Here is a 20,002-nt window from a genome sequence, read left to right on the forward strand (position 1 = left end):
AATGGACAGTGGCTACGCAATGAAAGACGCGCCGGCCAATTTCATAGGCGGCGAATGGCAGACGGAGCCGGAGACCATGGCGGCGGTCAATCCGGCAACAGGAGAGACCATTGCCCAGCTCCCGCGATCGAGCCGCGAGACGGCAGAACGGGCTGTCGCCGCGGCAAAGGCCGCCGCGCCGGCATGGGCCGACACGCCGGTTTTCAAGCGCGCCGCGATCTGCGTTGCCATCGCCTCGGCAATCGACGCCGCTCAGGAAAAGATCGCTCGCATCCTCTCGGCCGAGCAAGGCAAGGTTCTTACGGAGGCCATGGGTGAGGTCGGCAAGGCCGCCGACGGCTTCCGGCTGGCATCCGAGCTCGTCAAGCAAATGGGCGGGCAGACCTTGCCGGCCGAGGATCCGACGAAGCTTGTCATGACGATCCGCCAGCCGCGTGGCGTTTACGGCGTCATCACCCCGTGGAATTTTCCGGTCAACATCCCCGTGGAATATCTGGCCCCGGGCATTGCCAGCGGCAACACCATCGTCTGGGTGCCCGCTCCTTCCACCTCGCTGGTCGCCTGTGCCTTGATGGAGGCAATCGACAGCGCCGGTCTTCCCGCCGGCGTCATCAATCTGGTCATCGGGGAAGGCGCGACCGCGGGCGACGCCGTCGTGGTTCATCCCGACGTGGCGGCCATCGGCTTTACCGGGAGTGCGGCGACCGGCAGAAAAATCGCCGAGCGCGGCGCCGGCAAGCCGCTGCTCCTGGAGCTGGGCGGCAATGGCCCCGTGATCGTTTTCGAGGATGCCGATCTTGACGCGGCCGCCGCGGCCGCGGCCGGCGGCGCATTCTTCAATGCCGGTCAGGTCTGCGCCGCGACGGGGCGTGTTCTCGCGCATCGGTCGATTGCCGAAAGCCTGTGCGAGAAACTTGTCGCCCATGCGAAAAAACATGTGCTCGGCGATCCCTTCCACCAGGGGACCACCATGGGGCCGCTGAACAACGCCAAGGTCGCGGCCAAGGTCAAGGAGCATGTCGATGACGCGGTCGCCCAAGGCGCCAAGGTGCTTTATGGCGGCAAGCCGCGCCCCGATCTCGGCAGCGGACTGTTTTTTGAACCGACGATCATCGCCGGTGTCACGCGCGAGATGAAAATCAACCGGGAGGAGACTTTCGGCCCCGTCGTTCCCGTTCTCGCGTTCAAGGACGAGGCCGAAGCGCTCGATCTGGCGCTCGACAGCGACTATGGCCTGTCGGTCGGCGTCTTCACGGCGGATGTGGCGCGAGGTGTTTCGATCGCCAAGGCGATCCCCGCCGGGATCGTCAACGTCAATGCCGGCAGCACCTGGTGGGAAATTCACCTGCCCTTCGGCGGCGGGACCGGCACCAGGAGCGGCATCGGCCGGCTGGGCGGCGTGCACACGATGGAAGCCATGACGGAACTGAAGATGATAACGGTCACGATGGATAAAAAGGCAGGTGCGGCATGAGCCCCCAACCGCTTGCCTTTGCTAGCGAACGGAATTCGCTGCTTTCTCCGCCGGAGAGAGCGCGGATGATCCGCGCGCTCGTCGATGAACTGATCCCCGGCGCCGAGGGCTGGCCCTCCGCATCCGAGGCGGGTGTGCACGGCATCGTGGCGATGCGTCTCCTTGCGGACTGGAGCGATGTGCGGTTTACGGCACTGGCCGATCTGCTGGGCTGGGAAAGGGACGGACTTTCAAGCGCCGATGGCGAGACCCGCATCGCGTCCGTCAAGGCCTTCGAGCACGCTGACCCGGAGCTTTTCGACAGGATCTACGCGGCGGTGACGCTTGCCTACTACGAAACGCCTTTCGTCATCGAAGCCATTCGAAACACGGGGCGCCCATACTCCTACCGGCCTCATCTCACCGGCTACGACATGGCGCCCTTCGATTTCAACCGGGACCAGCCCGCCCATCGCCGCGGCCGCTACCTGAAAACAGAAAACGTCAGGCCCGTCGATACGTCGTCGCTCGGCCTGGACACGGTAAAGACAGATCATTGGGGACTGGAAAGATGACGACAGAGCGCATCTGTGACGTATTGATCGTGGGCGCCGGCGCGACGGGATCCCTGGTGGCACTGACACTGGCGGAAGCCGGCCTCGATGTCGTCTGCCTCGAACAGGGTTCCTGGGTGGAAGCGCAAGATCATCCGCATCTCCATGCCGACTGGTCTTGGCAGCGCCGGACCAACTGGAGCCCGGACGTCAACAAGCGCAGCCATCCGGACGATTTCCCCGTCAATTCGGACTCCTCGCAAATCCTGATGTGGAACGCCGTTGGCGGGTCGACCAACGTCTATGGCGCAATCTGGCCACGCTACCGTCCCTCCGATTTCCGCAAGGGCACGGAGCATGGTCTTCAGCCGGACTGGCCGATCGCCTATGAGGATCTCGCCTCCTTTTACGAGCAAGCCGACAAGCTCGTCGGCGTGTCGGGACTTGCCGGCGATCCGGCCATGCCCCCGCGAGACCGTTGTCCGACCCCGCCAATGCCCGTGTCCAAGGTGGCGAAGCGCCTTGCTTCCGGTTTCGATGCGCTTGACTGGCACTGGTGGCCCGTCGAGGCCGCGGCGATCTCGGAGGATTATGACGGCCGACCGGCCTGTAACAATTGCGGTACCTGCAACGGCTGCCCGCGCGGATCGATGAGCAAATATTCACTGTCCATCTGGCCGAAGGCATTGAATGCCGGCTGCGAACTGCGCATCAACGCCCGCGTGTTGAAAATCGAGAGAGACCCGGACGGTCGCGCAAGCGGCGCGCTCTATGTCGACCGCAACACCGGGAAGCAGCATTTCCAGAAAGCGAAGCTGGTTATCGTGGCCGCGAACGGCATCGGAACGCCACGGCTCCTTCTCGCATCCGACAATCTCGCCAACGCCAACGATCAGGTCGGACGCCATCTCCTTCACCACACGCTGGTTGCCTGCGAGATGTGGGTCGACGAGCCGGTCGATGGTCATATCGGTTACGTCGCATCCCTGCTGTCGCGGCAGTTTGCCGAAACCGACGTGTCGCGCGGTTTCGTCAACGGTTTCAATTTCAACTGCATCACCTCCACGCCCTCGGCGGGAGAGCTTGCGGCAGGTTGGTTCACGCCGGCCCGCGCGCCATGGGGCCGCGACCATCACTCATGGTTCGAGCGCCACTTCGGCCATTCCATCGGCGTTTTCGCCATTGGCGACGATTTGCCGAATCCGGAGAATCGCGTGACGCTGGATCCTGTTCTGAAGGATTCCGATGGCGTGCCTGCGGCAAAGACCCATTATGCGCCAGGTGAAAACGACAAGCGCATGATGAACTACATGCTCGATCGCCTCGAGGAGCTTGCAAAGGCCTGCGGCGCTTTCGAATATCGGCTGCATGACTATCGCGACAAGGACGGCGTTTATCGCACACCCGCCTGGCATATGATCGGCACCTGCCGCATGGGCAGCGACCCGGCGACATCCGTCGTCAACCGGTGGAATCAGACCTGGGAGGTTCCCAACCTTTTCATTGTCGATGGAAGCGTGCTGGCGACCGGCGGTGTCGTCAATCCGACGGCGACCATCTCGGCGCTCGCTTTGCGTGCCGCGGCCTATATCCGCGACAATTTCGAAACCCTGTCGCAGCAGACGCGGTCGTCGATAGCCGCCTGACGCGGACGACGCGGGTAGTCCATCGCAAGCCCGGTAAAGCCATCGGGGTCCCGCCGAAATGGCTATGACGGGAGCCGTGCGGATCAGAGAAAGACAAAATGCTCCAACGCCCCCCTGCCGAACCCGGAATGAGCGAAGCCGATATCGATACGCCTGCCCTCATCATCGATCTCGATGCAATGGAAGGCAATCTCGACCGCATGGGCGCATTCTGCCGCGACGCGGGGGTACGGTTGCGCGCTCACGCGAAAACCCACAAGTCCCCCGTCATCGCCCACTGGCAGATCGCCAGGGGGGCCATCGGCCAGTGCGTGCAAAAACCAGCGGAGGCCGAGGTTCTTGCCTGGGGCGGCGTCAGCGACATCCTCGTTTCTAACGAGGTCGTTTCCTCCCGCAAGCTGGCGCGTCTGGCCGCGCTGACCAGGATGTCGAAGATTTCGCTTTGTGCCGATAGCGCGATCGTGGTCGACCAGATCGAGGCAGTTGCCGAATCCTTGGCCACGCGGTTGACCGTGCTGGTCGAGATCGACGTCAGCGGCGGCCGCTGCGGTGTGGAGCCCGGCGAGCCGGCCACGGCACTGGCGGTACGCATAGCGAGAAGCCGCCATCTGGTGTTCGGCGGCCTGCAATCCTATCAAGGGCGCGCCCAGCACCTGCGCACCGAAGAGGAACGGCGCGACGCGATCGGCCAGGCTGCGGCGCGAACGGCGGATACGGTCGCCGCAATCAGGAAGCAAAAGCTGGAATGCGCTGTCGTCGGCGGCGCAGGCACGGGCACCTTTGCCCACGAGGCAGCCAGCGGCGTCTACAACGAGTTGCAGGCCGGCTCCTATGTGTTCATGGATGCCGACTATGCACGAAATCGTCCCGCTCCCGATTTCGAACAATCGCTGTTCGTGTTGAGCACGGTCATGAGTGCCGCCCGTCACGGCATCGCGGTTCTGGATTGCGGCCACAAGGGGATTGCCGTCGACAGCGGGCTTCCTCTCATTCACGCCAGACAGGATATCGACTATGTCGGCGCATCCGATGAGCACGGTTCGCTCGTCCTGCGTTCGGATCCCGGCAGCCTTGCCATCGGCGAAACGCTGCGCCTCATTCCGGGCCATTGCGATCCAACGGTCGACCGCTACGACTGGTATGTCGGCATGCGCGGCAAGCGGGTCGAATGCGTCTTTCCTGTCGCGGCGCGCGGAATGATGCAATGACGCTTGCTGTTCCTCTGAAGACCGAAACGAAGCCCCAGGACCTGAGCCTGCGCTGTATCGCCTGCGATGCCACCCTGGCGCCAACACTGGTCTACCGCTGCCCCGACTGCGGCGGCATATTGGAGGTTGTACGCCAAAAACCGGAGGGCCGCGGCTGGCTCAGGGCCGACTTCGTCGCGGATGACATTACGCTTGGAGAGGGTGGCACGCCGCTTCGGGAACTCAGACCCGATCTCCTCCATGCCGGCTTCAAAGGGCGACTTCTGGTGAAGGACGAAACCCGCAATCCATCTGGCTCCTTCAAGGATCGTCTCGTGGCGGCGTCGCTGAGCCGGGCGATCGCGCTTGGCGCGACTGGTATCGTCAGCGCGTCGAGCGGCAACGCCGGCGCCGCCGCCGCCTGCTATGCCGCGAATGCGGGAATTCCCGCTATCATCGTCTGCCCGGAGGCGACCCCGCGTGGCAAGCTGGCGCAGATTGCCGCCTATGGCGCCACGCTTGAGCAGGTGCCCGGCCATTACGGAAACTCGTTTGAGCATGCCAAACGACTCTGCGCCGAGACCGGCTATGCAAACCTGACCACGACCTATCTCAATCCTTATGGCGTGGATGCCTTGCGGCTGGTCGGGCAGGAACTCCATGAGCAGATGGGACGCATCGTGCCCGACTGGATCGCCATCCCGACGAGCTCCGGCCCGTTGGTCAAAGGCGTCTTTCAGGGCTTCATGGACAGGGTTGGCGAAGTGCCGCGTCTGATCGCGGCGCAGTCCGAAGGCTGTGCTCCGATAGCGAGGGCCTTCGCGGACGGAAAGATCGACGTTGACGGCTGGGAGAACCCCAAAACGATCGCGTCCGGCATTTCGGACCCGTTGCTGGGCTATCCCGAGGAAGGCAGTCTGACGCTTCCGCTTGTCCGCGCAAGCAAGGGCATTGCTTATGCCGTCGGCGATGAGGGCATTCGCGAGGCGATGATCGACCTGGCGCGCAAGGCCGGTCTTTTCTGTGAACCAACGGGGGCGGCCTCTCTTGCCTCGGTCCGGGATCTGTTCATGAACGGCGCGATCGGATCGACCGATACCGTGGTCTGCATCGTGACCGGACATGGTTTCAAGGATTTTGCGGCCCACGAGGACGTAGGGCGCTCCATTCATCGCGGATCCAGACCGCTTTAACCGGGAACTCTCGGAGTTCGCGGATTGAAGAGGCGGGGGGCCAAGCGAACGCGGTATCTCCCGAAACGATCTGGTCGCTGCGCGTGGATACCGCCACCTGGCCGAGCTTCTACCCGGGTGTCGAACATGTCGAATCATAATCAGAGCGCGCGTCACGAAATCGATGGGCAGCACCCTTGGTACGCCGAGACCGAGAGCAATGATGCGCGACGTGGGTTCTACAGGAGAGATCCGAGCCTACTGGAATCAAGAGGGGTGGCTTCCATAGCGAACGACGATCGGCTTGCACTATTAAGAAGAGCGTCATCCTTGGGATCCTCTTGGGTAATATGGATTGTAAATTGCGCCCCCATGTTTCAAAACAGGCCGGTAGCCCGCGAGGATGGTTTCGTGCGGGGTCGCCCTTGGTCCTCAAGGCGAGAATTCTAGAAGACGTTCAACAATGACCCAGCACGTACAAAACGCTCGAATTCTCATGTACAGCCACGACACGTTCGGGCTCGGCCACTTGCAGCGCTGCCGGACGATCGCGCATTCGCTGGTCGAGGATTTCCGCGGACTTCAGGTTCTCATCATTTCGGGTGCGACTATCGCTGGCGCCTTCGACTACCGCGCCCGTGTCGACTTCGTGAAGATCCCCAGCGTCATCAAGTTGCGCAACGGCGAATACACCTCGCTGGAGAAGGATATCGATCTGCATGAGACGCTGAGGATGCGCCAGTCGATCATCCGCCACACAGCCGAGACCTTTCGGCCGGATATCTTCATCGTCGACAAGGAACCGCTCGGCCTGCGTGGTGAAATCGAGGACACTCTGTCCTACCTCAAGACGCGGGGCACCACGCTAGTGCTTGGCCTGCGCGAGGTGATGGACGCGCCGCATCTGCTCGAAGCTGAATGGGCACGCAGGGATGTGATGCGCAAGATAGGCCTGTTCTACGACAAGGTCTGGGCCTATGGTCCGCCGGATTTCTATGACCCGTTGACCGGCTTGGATGTGCCACCGGCTGTCAGGGCAAAGATGAAGTTCGTCGGTTTCCTGCAACGGAGCCTGCAGAAGAACGAGTTGCCCGGCCACCGGCCCGAGGGCGACTATATTCTCGTTACCACCGGTGGTGGCGGTGACGGCGGCGACTTGATCCACAACGTCATCGATGCCTATCAGCAGGATCCGCACTTGCGGCATAGGGCGCTGATCGTGCTTGGGCCTTACATGCCGGCGCGCAAGCGCAACAAGTTGCTCAAGAAGGGGTCCAAGATCCCCTATATCAAGATGATCGAGTTCGACAACCGCATGGAAGAGCTGATTGCCGGCGCCAAGGCGGTGGTGGCGATGGGGGGTTACAACACCTATTGCGAGATACTGTCTTTCGATAAGCCGGCGCTGATCGTGCCGCGCGTCAAGCCCCGCGAGGAACAACTGATCCGCGCGCGGCGCGCGGCCGAACTCGGCCTCATCGAGATGCTTTTGCCGGAAGAAGCCGAGGACACCCAGCGGTTTGCCGATGCACTGGAGGCGCTGCCGGACCGGCCCCGCCCATCGCAGAGCAATCCGCATCTGACGCTGGAAGGGCTGCCTCATATATCCGAGATCGTCGCGGAACTGCTCGAACGGCGGGCCGGCCATCACCTTTCGGTCATCGAAGGCATGAACTGAGTTGCAACATCGCAAGATCGTCGTGGTTCTGAAGGGCTATCCGCGGCTGTCGGAAACCTTCATTGCCCAGGAACTGCTCGGTCTGGAGCGTGCGGGGTTCGAGCTGATACTCGTCGCGCTCAGGCGGCCGACCGACGCAAAACGCCATCCCGTGCATGACGAGATCAAAGCGCCCATCCATTATCTGCCGGAATATCTGCATGAAGAGCCGCTGCGCGTGGTGCGCTCGCTGTTTGCTTGTCTGCTGCGGCCGGGCTTCTGGCGCGCGCTCGGATCGCTGGCTACCGATATCCGCCGCGACTTTACGCGCAATCGCGTGCGCCGCTTCGGACAAGCGCTCGTGCTGGCGGCCGAATGGCCGGAAGACGCGGGCTGGCTGCATGCACATTTCGCCCACACGCCGGCATCGGTGACGCGCTATGCAAGCCAGCTTCGTGGCCTGCCCTGGAGCTGCTCAGCCCACGCCAAGGACATCTGGACTTCGGCGGACTGGGATCTGGCCGGCAAGCTTTCCTCGGCATGCTGGACGGTCACTTGCACAAAAACCGGCTTCGACCGGCTGCAAAAACTCGCTAACGGCAACTCGTCCGTGCATCTGAGCTATCATGGGCTCGACCTTGATCGCTTCGGCAGTTTTGGCGAGGCGCGAAAACAGCATGACGGCTTGGCGCCGGACGAACCGGTTGTCGTTCTGAGTGTCGGGCGCGCCGTTGAAAAGAAAGGTTACGATACCTTGCTGGAGGCCCTTGCGCTGTTGCCTGGTGATCTGGCGTGGCGTTTCGAGCATATCGGCGGTGGCGAGGAACTGGAACGGATCAAGGCGCTGGCGCAAAAGCTCGGCCTGGATGGTCGCGTCTCTTGGAAAGGCGCGCTTGCGCAGGAGGAGGTGCTTGAGCACTACCGCCGCGCCGACATCTTCGCCCTGGCCTGCAGGATCACCGCAAATGGCGACCGGGACGGTCTGCCGAACGTTCTGGTGGAGGCGGCTAGCCAGCGGCTTGCCTGCGTGTCGACCGATATTTCCGGCGTGCCGGAGCTTTTGTCGCCGGATGAAACCGGGCTGCTGGTTCCGACGGAAAACCCAATTGCCTTGGCACAGGCGCTGGAGCGCCTGATCCGTGATCCCGTGCTACGCGCCCGCCTCGGCGACGCCGCAGAGCGGCGCGTGCGCGGCAATTTCGATCATATGGCAAGCATTGGACAGCTCAAGGAACTGTTCGAGCGGGAGTGGCGGGCCGCCGAATGAAGCGGCTGCGCGCTTTCTTCTATGTTCAGCACCTGCTCGGTATCGGCCATCTCGCGCGCGCCAGCCGCATTGCGGCGGCTCTGATCGATGACGGGTTTGACGTAACCGTCGTGACCGGCGGAGCGCCCATCGCGGGGTTTCCGGGACCGGGTGTAAAATCTGTAACCCTGCCACCGGTCACCTCCGGTGATGAAGGATTTTCCGGACTTGTCGACCTGCAGGGCAAACCCATCGACGATGATTTCAAGAAATCGCGTTCAGAGATGCTGCTGCAAGCATTCCGGGATTGCAGGCCTGATATCGTCATTGTCGAGGCGTTTCCATTTGGACGCCGGCAGATGCGTTTCGAACTGTTGCCGCTGATCGAGGTCATCGACGCGACGTCGCCCAGACCGCTGCTGGTGACGTCCGTGCGTGATATCCTTCAGGAACGCGTCAAGCCGGGCCGAAACGAGGAAACGGTCGATCTGATCAACAGGCATTTCGACCTTGTCATGGTCCACGGCGATCCGGCTTTCGCAACCATCGACAAGACATTTCCGCTGGCTGCGGCGATCAGGGCCGAGGTCACCTACACGGGGCTGGTTGCCGCGCCGCCATCATTCCCGGTCTCCGAACGCTTCGACGTTGTGGTGTCGGTTGGCGGCGGGGCTGCCGGAAAGAGCCTTGTCAGTTCCACCGTCACAGCGGCGCGGAATGCCAACAACGCCTGGAAATGGTGTTTGATAACCGGCCCAAACCTGCCGAAGGACGAGTTTGACGCGATCGCATGCGATGCCACGCCAGGCCTGTCCATCTTCCGGTTCCGCGAGGATTTCGCCAGCCTGCTGACCGGCGCCCGCCTGTCAGTCTCGCAGGCGGGTTACAATACGGTCTGCGACGTCCTGCGCGCGGGCTGTCGCTCCCTGCTCGTTCCATTTGCAGCCGGCGGGGAAACCGAACAGACGTTTCGCGCCCTGATGCTCGAAGAGCTCGGTCTTGCGACGGTGCTGATGGAAAAGAACCTGACGCCTGAAGGTTTGGCGCAAGCGATCGAACAGGCGCTGGTGGGACCGACGCCATCCGCGCATCGTCTCGATCTGGAAGGCGCGCGTCGCTCGGCGCAAATTCTGCGCGAGCGGTACCGAACATGGTCCCAAAAAGGTGGGGCAGGCTTTTAGGCGAAATGCGTCAGACAGTTCCAATCAGCATGAAGCGCGTATAATTTTTTGTCGGCAGTTCGCCTGAGAAACGCACCTCCCGCAGCGTCGCCATGGCTTCGAAGGCTGCAAGTGAAGCCACGCAGTTTATGTGCGTCGGCTCGCTGAAGTAATCGTTCGATTGCAGCAGTACATTCGTGCCCCGCGGAAGCAGAGCAAGCCAGGCTCCCAGATCGGCTATGTGCTCGCAGCTCGTATTTACGACAAGGTCGGGCCGCTCGGCCGCATAGTCGAGTGCATACATGTCTGCCGTCAGCGCCCGGAACCGGTCGCCGGCTTCCCGGTTGAGGGTCCGGGCGACCGGCGCGACCTCGGGATCGATGTCGATGCTATCGACCGCCGCGATGTCGAAGCGGGCGTCGTTGAACAGCATTGCCGGCAATACGCCGTACCATCCACCCAGAATCCATATGCGCCCGAACCGGCCGCCGCAGCTTTCGAACAGCCTGTCGAGCGCCCACATCTTGCAGGCGACCTGCTTGTGGTTGAAGGCGTTGGCGATATCGGCCTTCGGATGTTTGGCGATGACGCGCGCCAGCCCTGCCACGAGAGGGCATTTGACATAGGCAGCAATTCCTCGTGTGAGGTCCAGGGCTTGCTCGTGCCCGTCCGTGCCGGCATTGCGTGGTTGCGTGACATCCATCATATTCGTCTTGTATGTTGGGATTTCGGGCGACGCAATCTTGCCTCCCGCAAGGCTGTTTGATCCGCGGACGTGATTATGCTGCAAGCCGCTTCGCCATTGCCCGGTGCCGGAGAGAGCCTGTTGCATCTATCCGGGCCATCGGCGTGCATCCGCCAGCACCAGCCGCGCAGCTGCGGCCTCGTGCTCGGCTATTCGCCAAAACCCTACGGAAGCCGCGAACTGCTTGAGCGCAGGACAATCCCCCGGCACTGCAGCTTCGAGCTGGTCGTTGGCGACGAAGAAATTGCTGATACGCCACTCGCCAGCAGGTGCTTTTACATCCCGCATCCTTCCAACTGAAGGGCCCGCAGTCGCATATGGAACCCAGCCTAGCCCGCTATATCTGGACGCACACCAAGAAGCAGCAACTCTGGATATTGATGATCGTCGTGCTTTCGATGATCCCGTATTTCATGTCCTTCGACCTGCCGAAGCTGATCGTCAACGGCCCGATCCAAGGTAAGGGCTTCGAGCAACCGGGCGCGACCCAGCCATTCATGAGGCTGCACTACAACCTGCCGTTCATTGGAGAGGTCCAGTTCTTCTCCGGTTTTCAGCTCGACCGCAAGGAGACGCTGCTTGCCCTGAGCCTTGTGTTCCTTCTGCTGGTCATCATCAACGGCCTGTTCAAACTCTACATCAACACCTACAAGGGTCGCCTCGGCGAACGCATGCTGCGGCGTATCCGCTTCGATCTGATCGATCGTGTACTGCGGTTTCCGCCGCTTTACTTCAAGCGGGTGAAATCCGCCGAAGTGGCGACCATGGTGAAGGACGAGGTGGAGCCGCTGGGCGGCTTCATCGGCGATGCCTTCCTGCAACCGGTGTTGCTCGGCGGCCAGGCGCTGACGGCCATGCTGTTCATCGTGGTCCAGAACTTCTGGCTCGGAATGATAGCGGTGGTGATCGTGGCGATCCAGATCGTGCTCATCCCGCGAATGCGGCGGCGGCTGATCGTGCTCGGGCGTCAACGGCAGTTGACGGCGCGCGCGCTTTCGGGCCGGGTTGGCGAAATCGTCGACGGCATCGGCGCGGTTCACGTCCACGATACATCAAATTACGAGCGCGCCGACATAGCTGCCCGGCTCGGACTCATCTTCAAGATCCGCTTCGATCTTTACCAATGGAAATTCATGGTGAAGTTCCTCAACAATTTTCTCGCGCAGCTCACGCCCTTTCTATTCTACATGATCGGCGGGTATCTGGTCATCCAGGGGCGGCTGGACGTCGGCCAGCTCGTGGCCGTGATCGGCGCCTACAAGGACCTGCCCGGACCGATGAAGGAACTGATCGACTGGGATCAGGATCGGCAGGACGTCCAGGTCAAATATCAGCAGGTCGTTGAACAGTTCACCGTCGAGGGTCTCATCGCGCCGACAATCGGGGCGTTGACGATCGAAGACCCCGCTCCGATAACCGGTCCTCTGTCGGCGATCAGTCTGTCCATAGCAGACGATGGCGGTGCAATGCTCCTCAACCGTGTCTCCCTCCAGGTCAAGCCGGGCGAGACGGTGGCGCTGGTCAGTACAGCAACAGGTGGAGCGGAGGCGCTTGCAGAAGCCTTCGCGCGGCTGAACCGGCCGGACAGCGGAAGGGTCACTTCGGGCGCCGATGACCTGCTTGAACTCCCCGAAGCAGTGACCGGCCGGCGCATGTCCTATGCCTCATCGGATGTTTTCCTGTTCCAGGCAAGCCTCCGTGATAACTTGCTCTACGGGTTGAAGCATGCGCCGCTGACAACGGTGCCTTATGACGGTCCCGCGGCAGACCAGCACCGCTGGAACATCGACGAGGCACGCCGGTCGGGCAATTCGGATCTTGATATCCACAGCGACTGGATCAACTATGCTTCCGTCGGCGCTACCGGCCCGCACGATCTCTTTGAAGCCGTGCGCCGGGTGCTCGACGCAGTTGTTCTGTCGCGCGACATTCTGGATCTTGGCTTACGCTCTACAGCCGACCTTACGCGTCACACGGAGCTTGCCAGGCGAATCGTCGAACTGCGTGCGGCGCTGCGAACCCGGCTGGAACACGAAGGACTGAGCGGACTGGTGGTTCCTTTCGAACCGGGCGCCTACAACAAGGAAGCAACAATCGGCCAAAATCTGCTCTTCGGCGCTGCCGCCGGCCCCGAACTGGCCGACAAGGCTCTGGCGGCCAATCCCTATTTTGCTTCCGTGCTGAAGCAAGCCGGCCTCGACCACACGCTCTACGAAATGGGCATGGAGATCGCCGAACAGGCGATCGAGCTGTTTGCCGACCTGCCGCCCGATCACCAGTTCTTCCAGCAGCTCGCCTTCATGACCGCCGAGGAGATACCCGCCTACGAAACCTTGCTGCAACGGCTCAAGAATCGTCCCCACGAGGCGGTTTCGGAGAACGACCGCGCCATGATCGTCGCCTTGAGCTTTGCCTATATCGAACCCCGGCACCGCTTCGGCCTGCTGAGCGACGAACTGATGAGCAAGATCGTCGCTGCACGCAACCGGTTCTATGAAAACCTGCCGCCCGAGCTGCAAAATGCAGTCGAACGGTATGATCCTGCCAAATACATTGCCGCGGCCACCGTCATGGATAATGTCCTGTTCGGGCGTGTGGGCACCAACCACCCCGACGCGCCGGACCGCATACGCTCCATCGTCTACGACATTCTTGACGAACTCGGGCTTTATGCCGAGCTTCTGGATGTCGGCCTGGACTTCAATGTCGGCTCCGGCGGCAGGCGGCTGACCGGAGGACAGCGACAGAAGCTCGATGTTGCCCGAGCCCTGCTCAAGCGTCCCGATTTTCTCATTTTCAACCGGCCGCTGTCAGCGCTCGATCAGCGCATGCAGAATAAGGTGCTGCGAAACGTGCTCGAAGAAGCCAGACGCGACGGGCGTTCGCCGGCAATTGTATGGGTCGTGACGAATCCGGCTATGGCGGCGATGTTCGATCGCGTTGTCGTCTTCGACTCGGGTCAATTGGTGGAAGACGGAACATACGAGACACTTTTGGCAGGGAACGGTATCTTCAAAGAACTGCTATCATAGCAAACGCGGGAAGGTTTGCGACAATGCTGCTCAAGGATGAAGTTGGAATGCTGCAACGCGTTCCCTTGTTCTCTGGCATCGAGCCGACAAAGCTCAAACTGCTTGCGTTCACATCCGACCGCGTGAGCTACAGCGCCGGCCAGATTCTTTTTCGGCAGGGCGACGAGGGAGACGCCGCCTATGTCATCCTTTCAGGCAGGGCGGATATTCTGGTCGATTCCGACGCCGGGCCGATAAAAGTTGCCGAACTGGTGCCAAATTCGATTGTTGGCGAGATCGCCATATTGTGCAACAGCTCCCGCACTGCCACCGTCAGAGCGGCAAGTCCGCTGGAAGCCTTGAGAATCCGCAAGGATCATTTCCTGAGGCTTATGAGAGAGTTCCCGGAAATGACCATCGAGATATTGCGGGTTCTTGCCGATCGCCTAAGCCATACGACCGCGGATCTGATCGACGCACGAAGCGCCAAATAGACGTGCGCTCGATCCTCGCCGTCGTGATGGCACTGGCTTCTTGCCGAGAATATCTCCCGGAGAAAACCGGCCTCGCCTCTTTGTTTTGACGCAATTCCCAAGGGAAAGCGCTACGCGCTTTTCCCGGGAAAACCGGTTAACACTTTTCCTGGAATTGCTCTGGCAGCAGTTGTTTGGCTACGATGGGCGACGGAGACCGCGAAGGGCTAGCATGGACGACGACGTTTTCCTGGTCAGGTTTTGGGGCGTGCGCGGCAGCATTTCGGTATCGGGCCCTGAATTCTCTCGCTATGGCGGCAACACGATCTGCATCGAAATGCGATGCGGTAGGCATACGCTTCTGTTCGACGCGGGCTCTGGCCTGCGGCCTGCCGGCAGGGCCCTTCGGGCGTCGGGCGTAACCGATTTCGACCTGCTTTTCACCCATTGCCATTACGATCACATCATCGGGCTGCCGGCGTTTACGCCGATCTATGACCGGAGCGTCAAGGTTACGCTTTGGTCCGGGCATCTTGCAGGACGCATGACGACCCGGCAGATGATCGATGAGTTCATGCGGCCGCCGTGGTTTCCGGTAAAAATGGACGTCTGCAAGGCAAGCCTCGACTGCCGCGATTTCGTGTCCGGAGACGTGCTTCGGCCGCGCGAAGGGGTGGTCGTCCGAACCGGCAGCCTTATCCATCCGGGCGGCTGCATAGGCTACCGGGTCGAATGGGGCGGCCGCGCCGTGGCGGTGATCACAGACACTGAGCACGAGCCGGACAGACTCGATCAGGCGGTGCTCGGCCTGATCGACGATGCCGACCTCGTCATTTACGATTGCGCCTACACCGAGGAGGAAATGGAACGCCGCCGCGGTAACGGGCACTCGACATGGCAACAGGGCGTCAAGCTCTGTGAGGCGGCCGGTGCGCGCGGGCTTGCGCTATTTCACCACGATCCGACACGCACCGACGAGGAACTGGACGAGATCGAGAAACTGGCCAAAGACAGGTTTGCCGGCGCTTTTGCCGCGCGGGATGGCCAGACGCTCAAATTTCCAGTCTCATTGCACAAAAAGCGCTGAGCTATTTTCCTCTACCCGCAATCAATGTCCTGATCGGAAGCCATGCGCAGGCTTCAGTCCGTGCGGTGACTGTGAACAGCCGTTCGAGGAAAAGCCAGGCCGATTCGTCATGTACGAGATGGTGGGTGAGCAGGCCGACCGGTTCTTCGCCGTCGAATGCATGCCGCAATTGCGCGATGATAGCCTGAACCAACAGGCCATGATCGCGGCAGCCGCGTGTCCCATGCCAATCCATGATGTCGACATTGCTGTTGATGACCGCCAGGGAAGCCGGCTTCGGCGGCCCATAGACCGACAATGCCGCAAATCCTATCGATCCAAGGTCGGATAGCAGGCCGGCGTCGATCCTGTTCCAGGGTGGGACCAGCATCGGAACGGCACGTGCGCCGTGCAGGCCGGTTATGTGCGACAGTCCGCGAGCCAGATCATCGAGCACCGCCTCGCGTGGCCGATGCGCGCCGAGTTCCTGCTTTTTCTGGTGCTCGGGCGCATGATTTCGGTGCGCCCAGCCATGGATGGCGACCGTGGCATGCGGCGCCTCGTCAAGCCGGACGACAAGCTTCTCATCAGTCAGGGCCGGAATGACGGCCAGAGTGACCGGAACCGCGAATTCACCGGTGAGGTCGAGCAGCCGATCAAGCGCAGGCGTCGGATCCACGGCGTCATCGTCGCGCAGCCAGAACTCTGCCTTGCGATCCGCCCGTTGCCAGCGCGCCAGTTCTGCCACCAAGGGCTGCCATATCTGATCGGAGGTCATGAAACCGGGATCTTCGCAAGAAGTTCGGCCAGACGCGCCGCCGCGCCACCGAGGGAACGTTCCTCGAGGACAAAACGCCTGGCTCCCGCTCCCATGATGGTTCTTTCGTCGTTGCTGGCCAGAAGCCTTTCGATGGCAGAAGCGAACGCCGCCACATCGCCCGGCGGGGTGAGAAACCCGGTTTGGCCATCCCGCACGACCTCCGGCACGCCGGCGATCTCCTGGGCCACGACCGGAAGGCCGGCGGCCTGTGCTTCAAGATAGGCAACGCCATAGGCCTCGCCGTAACCCGGCCAGACATAGATCCCCCCGCTGTAGAGGACATCCGGCACGGCGGCTGGCTCAATCGCGCCAAGCCATTCGATACGCTCGGCGGGCAAGCCGGCGAATTGCGCTTTGACCTGGTCACGAGCAGGCCCGTCCCCGACGACCGACATGGTCCAGCGCAGGTGACCGATCGAACCGAGTGCTTGCGCCAGCATGCGATAGCTTTCGACTTTGTCGCCCGCGCGCATCATGGCGACGGTAACGAGGCGTGTCGGACAACCCCGTGCCGGCGTTTCCCGGAATACCGACGTGTCGATGAAGGGCGAAAGCATACCGAGAGCGGCGTCGGGAATCGCATCTGTCAGTCCCTGGCGATCCCTTTGCGTGAAGCAGATGTTCAGTGCTGCCTGTTCGATGGCTCGCACCACCAACGCTTGCGTATCGGCCCATAAGCCGGCGTCGCGCCGCCTCGAATAGGAGGCTTCCGCTGTCACATAGGGGACAGCAAAGGCCGACGCCAGCTCGGGGCCGATCAGGTCGGGCGCCTTGTAATAGGGATGGTAGGAGAACCAGAGATCAGGCTTGCCGTCACGATCCCAGAGCTTTGTCAGCCGCGCCGCCTCTTCTCGGGCCTCGACCTTGAGCGCATCGAAACTTTTCTGTTCCGGTTGGCGTAGATAGAAGCGCAATTCCGATGCCAGTTCGACACTATGCCCTCCATGCTCCAGCGCCTTGACCAGCATCCGTGCCATCTGGCGGTCGCCGGAGACAACGGGATGATTGGGCGACTTCAGCGGCGCGTGGAAGGCAATTCGCATCGCCGGATCCTATCATCGGAAAGCCTGCGCAAGTCAATTTCGAAGCATGATCGACTTCTCCTTCGAGCAGTGGAATGTGCTATCTGATGCTCATGGAAACAGCTGCCGCGTCCGACCCGTTTGTCGCTTCCTTGCCGGTCTTCGCAAAGTTCGAGAGCGTTGCCGATATCGATAACTATCGGCCTCTCCCCGATGACTGGGCGCTTGCCACCGCCGACATCGTCGGCTCGACCAAGGCGATCGAGGCCGGGCGCTATAAAACCGTCAATATGGCCGGCGCCAGCGTCATTTCGGCGCTGCTCAATGCGCTGGGCCGGCAAGATCTTCCCTTCGTCTTCGGCGGCGACGGCGCGCTCGTGGCGTTTCCCGGCTCGGCACTGGAGATTGCCCGCGACGCGCTGGCGGCTGTCCAGAGATGGGTGGCGGACGAACTGGACCTGACCTTGCGCGCCGCAATCGTGCCGATAAAGGATGTAAGGGCGCAAGGCCTCGACGTTCGCGTGGCGAGGTTCCAGGCCTCCGAAGCGGTCTTCTATGCCATGTTCGCCGGCGGCGGCGGCAGTTGGGCGGAAGCCGAGATGAAAGCGGGGCGCTACCGCATCGATCCTGCGCCGGCCGGCGCGCGGCCGGATCTGACCGGCCTCTCCTGCCGCTGGAACCCTATCGAAGCCCGGCATGGCGAAATCGTCTCGATCATAGCCGTACCGGGGGCGTCGCGCGACCTGCGCGGTTTTCAGTTTCTGGCTTCCGACATCATCGCCTTGGCCGGCAGGCAGGAACGCGATGGCCATCCGGTGCCGGTGAATGGGCCGGGCTACAGTTTTCTGCCCGCCGGCCTCGATATCGAAGCGCGGGCCATGGCACCAGCAGGATGGCGGTGGCTGTCGAAGCTGTGGGTAGTGTTCCTGATGACGCTTACGGCTGTTACGGATAGATATGGCTGGACGATTGGCGGTTTCGATCCGAAGATCTACAAACGCGACGTGGCCAGCAATTCGGATTTCCGGAAGTTCGACGACGGCTTGAAGATGACCATCGACGTCGACGCGGATGTGTTGCAGCGGATCGAGAACCGGCTGAAACAGGCGGAAGAGGCGGGCATCAGCAACTATGGCCTGCACCGCCAGAAATCGGCCTTGATGACATGCCTCGTCGCATCGCCGCTGCAACGCGATCACGTTCATTTCATCGATGGCGCCGCCGGCGGCTATGCGATTGCTGCCGCAAGCCTGAAGGCGAAGGCGCCGGTCTGATGACGGCTTGCGGAAACCGATTTTCCGCAATATGCCTCGGCTATGGGTCTCGGGATCATGATGAGCCTCGCCATGGGCGCGGACAGCCTGTCCGAATTGACGGGAAAGCAGATTTTTGGACGCCTCACGATCGACATATGACCGTCTTCTGAACCGTATCTCGACGCGGGCTGCGCAAGTCGGCGTGATCGGGCTGGGCTATGTCGGATTGCCGCTGGCGGTCGCGATCGCACGCGCCGGCTTCCCGGTTTCCGGCTTCGACATCGAAGCCCAGAAGGTCGAGAGCCTGAACAGCGGCCAATCCTACATTGAGGCGGTGACGTCGACAGCCCTTGCCGGCCAGGTGGCGAGCGGACGGTTCCGCGCCACTGCGGATTTTGCCGAACTGGCCGTCTGCGATATCATCATCATCTGCGTTCCGACACCGCTGACGAAACACCGAGAGCCGGATCTCTCTTTTGTCAGGAACACGGCAGGCACCATCGCGAAGCATTTACGTCTCGGCCAGCTGATCGTGCTGGAATCGACCACCTATCCCGGCACCACCGACGACGTGATCAAGCCCATACTGGAAATAACCGGCTTGCAGTCGAAGAGGGACTTCTTCCTCGGTTTCTCGCCCGAACGCGAGGATCCCGGCAACCGCAGCTTTGAAGTCGCGACGATCCCCAAGATCGTGGCAGGTGACGGCATTGAAGCAGCGACGCTCGTGCAGGCTTTCTACCAGGGCGTGGTCAAGACCGTCGTTCCGGTTTCCACCACGGCGACCGCCGAAGCGGTCAAGCTGACCGAAAACATCTTCCGCTCGGTCAACATAGCCCTCGTCAACGAGTTGAAGATCGTGCTCGGTGCGATGGGCATCGACATCTGGGAGGTGATCGAGGCGGCAAAGACCAAGCCCTTCGGCTACATGCCTTTCTATCCTGGCCCCGGACTTGGCGGGCACTGCGTTCCGATCGATCCCTTCTACCTGACATGGAAGGCGCGCGAATACGAACTGCCGACCCGCTTCATCGAACTGGCGGCAGAGATCAACACGGCCATGCCGCGTCATGTGGTCGATGAACTGGCGAAGGCGCTGGACCGGCGCTGCGGCAAGGCGCTGAGCCGCTCGCGCATTCTCATCATCGGGCTCGCCTATAAGAAGAATGTGCCCGACATCCGCGAGAGCCCCTCATTGCGGCTCATTGAACTCATCGAGGAATGGGGCGGCAAGGCGGAATTCCACGACCCGCATGTTACCGAGATCCCGACCACACGGGAGCATATGGCGATCAAGGGGCGTCGCTCGGTCGAATTGACCGAGTCGGCCTTGAAGGATTTCGATGCTGTCGTCGTTGCAACCGACCACGACACGATCGATTATCAGGCGATCGCTGATCACGCTCTTCTGATCATCGACACACGCAATGTTTTTGGCCGCCTCGGGCTGGCCCGAGAGACGGTGGTGAAGGCCTGACGGTGTTCGAGCCGGCAAATTTTTTGCCCGGATGTCAGGATCGTGGTTGCACTCCGC

General features: G+C 61.6%; 17 protein-coding genes. 14 read left to right on the top strand and 3 right to left on the bottom strand.

Translation table 11 applies throughout. The annotated features are described in order from the left end of the window. Position 1 precedes the first annotated feature (1 nt). From AC0L2H_RS15950 to AC0L2H_RS15985, 8 genes are all read left to right on the top strand, one after another. Complete coding sequence (locus tag AC0L2H_RS15950) at positions 2–1,474, top strand: aldehyde dehydrogenase family protein (protein ID WP_473591125.1); 1,473 nt, start codon at positions 2–4, stop codon at positions 1,472–1,474. 65 nt (positions 1,475–1,539) lie between these two features. Beyond that, positions 1,540–2,028: a gluconate 2-dehydrogenase subunit 3 family protein gene (locus tag AC0L2H_RS15955; RefSeq protein ID WP_473591126.1), complete on the top strand. Its 489-nt coding sequence runs from the start codon at positions 1,540–1,542 to the stop codon at positions 2,026–2,028. After that, positions 2,025–3,653, top strand: coding sequence for a GMC family oxidoreductase (locus tag AC0L2H_RS15960; protein ID WP_473591127.1), 1,629 nt, complete (start codon positions 2,025–2,027; stop codon positions 3,651–3,653). The genes AC0L2H_RS15955 and AC0L2H_RS15960 overlap by 4 nt, the downstream gene beginning before the upstream one ends. A gap of 98 nt (positions 3,654–3,751) precedes the next feature. Beyond that, on the top strand, positions 3,752–4,861 hold the full coding sequence (locus tag AC0L2H_RS15965) for a DSD1 family PLP-dependent enzyme (protein WP_473591128.1): 1,110 nt from the start codon (positions 3,752–3,754) through the stop codon (positions 4,859–4,861). Beyond that, complete coding sequence (locus AC0L2H_RS15970; RefSeq protein ID WP_473591129.1) at positions 4,858–6,033, top strand: pyridoxal-phosphate dependent enzyme; 1,176 nt, start codon at positions 4,858–4,860, stop codon at positions 6,031–6,033. Before AC0L2H_RS15965 ends, AC0L2H_RS15970 begins: the two co-directional genes overlap by 4 nt. Positions 6,034–6,475: 442 nt before the next feature. Further along, a complete protein-coding gene (locus tag AC0L2H_RS15975) occupies positions 6,476–7,690 on the top strand; it encodes a glycosyltransferase family protein (protein ID WP_473591130.1) in 1,215 nt (404 codons plus the stop codon). Between the two features lies 1 nt (position 7,691). Beyond that, positions 7,692–8,936 (top strand): glycosyltransferase, encoded by a 1,245-nt coding sequence (locus tag AC0L2H_RS15980; protein WP_473591131.1) that lies wholly within the window; start codon positions 7,692–7,694, stop codon positions 8,934–8,936. Continuing rightward, the gene (locus tag AC0L2H_RS15985) at positions 8,933–10,096 is read left to right on the top strand and encodes a glycosyltransferase family protein (RefSeq protein ID WP_473591132.1); all 1,164 of its coding nucleotides are present in this window, start codon (positions 8,933–8,935) and stop codon (positions 10,094–10,096) included. Before AC0L2H_RS15980 ends, AC0L2H_RS15985 begins: the two co-directional genes overlap by 4 nt. Positions 10,097–10,106: 10 nt before the next feature. On the opposite strand, the gene AC0L2H_RS15990 is transcribed toward AC0L2H_RS15985, so the two are convergent. Next, positions 10,107–10,778 (bottom strand): methyltransferase domain-containing protein, encoded by a 672-nt coding sequence (locus AC0L2H_RS15990; RefSeq protein WP_473591133.1) that lies wholly within the window; start codon positions 10,776–10,778, stop codon positions 10,107–10,109. Positions 10,779–10,856: 78 nt separating this feature from the next. On the opposite strand from AC0L2H_RS15990, the gene AC0L2H_RS15995 reads away from it, so the two are divergent. The 4 genes from AC0L2H_RS15995 (at position 10,857) to AC0L2H_RS16010 (ending at position 15,391) form a co-directional block, all read left to right on the top strand. Beyond that, positions 10,857–11,120 (top strand): hypothetical protein, encoded by a 264-nt coding sequence (locus tag AC0L2H_RS15995; protein ID WP_107648574.1) that lies wholly within the window; start codon positions 10,857–10,859, stop codon positions 11,118–11,120. Between the two features lie 17 nt (positions 11,121–11,137). Next, the gene (locus AC0L2H_RS16000) at positions 11,138–13,852 is read left to right on the top strand and encodes an ABC transporter transmembrane domain-containing protein (RefSeq protein WP_473591134.1); all 2,715 of its coding nucleotides are present in this window, start codon (positions 11,138–11,140) and stop codon (positions 13,850–13,852) included. A gap of 23 nt (positions 13,853–13,875) precedes the next feature. Further along, a complete protein-coding gene (locus tag AC0L2H_RS16005) occupies positions 13,876–14,325 on the top strand; it encodes a cyclic nucleotide-binding domain-containing protein (protein WP_473591135.1) in 450 nt (149 codons plus the stop codon). A gap of 211 nt (positions 14,326–14,536) precedes the next feature. After that, on the top strand, positions 14,537–15,391 hold the full coding sequence (locus AC0L2H_RS16010) for an MBL fold metallo-hydrolase (RefSeq protein WP_473591136.1): 855 nt from the start codon (positions 14,537–14,539) through the stop codon (positions 15,389–15,391). A 1-nt stretch (position 15,392) separates the two neighbouring features. On the opposite strand, the gene AC0L2H_RS16015 is transcribed toward AC0L2H_RS16010, so the two are convergent. Together AC0L2H_RS16015 and AC0L2H_RS16020 are read right to left on the bottom strand one after the other, a co-directional pair. Then, positions 15,393–16,148: a polysaccharide deacetylase family protein gene (locus AC0L2H_RS16015; RefSeq protein ID WP_473591137.1), complete on the bottom strand. Its 756-nt coding sequence runs from the start codon at positions 16,146–16,148 to the stop codon at positions 15,393–15,395. Continuing rightward, on the bottom strand, positions 16,145–17,233 hold the full coding sequence (locus tag AC0L2H_RS16020; protein WP_473591138.1) for a glycosyltransferase family 4 protein: 1,089 nt from the start codon (positions 17,231–17,233) through the stop codon (positions 16,145–16,147). Before AC0L2H_RS16020 ends, AC0L2H_RS16015 begins: the two co-directional genes overlap by 4 nt. A 92-nt stretch (positions 17,234–17,325) precedes the next feature. Between AC0L2H_RS16020 and AC0L2H_RS16025 the strand changes: the two genes are divergently transcribed. Together AC0L2H_RS16025 and AC0L2H_RS16030 are read left to right on the top strand one after the other, a co-directional pair. Then, positions 17,326–18,486: a DUF3095 domain-containing protein gene (locus AC0L2H_RS16025; RefSeq protein ID WP_473591289.1), complete on the top strand. Its 1,161-nt coding sequence runs from the start codon at positions 17,326–17,328 to the stop codon at positions 18,484–18,486. 115 nt (positions 18,487–18,601) lie between these two features. Further along, positions 18,602–19,945, top strand: coding sequence for a nucleotide sugar dehydrogenase (locus AC0L2H_RS16030; protein ID WP_473591139.1), 1,344 nt, complete (start codon positions 18,602–18,604; stop codon positions 19,943–19,945). The last annotated feature ends 57 nt before the right edge of the window (positions 19,946–20,002 follow it).

It is taken from the genome of Mesorhizobium sp. WSM4871 (assembly GCF_055811295.1).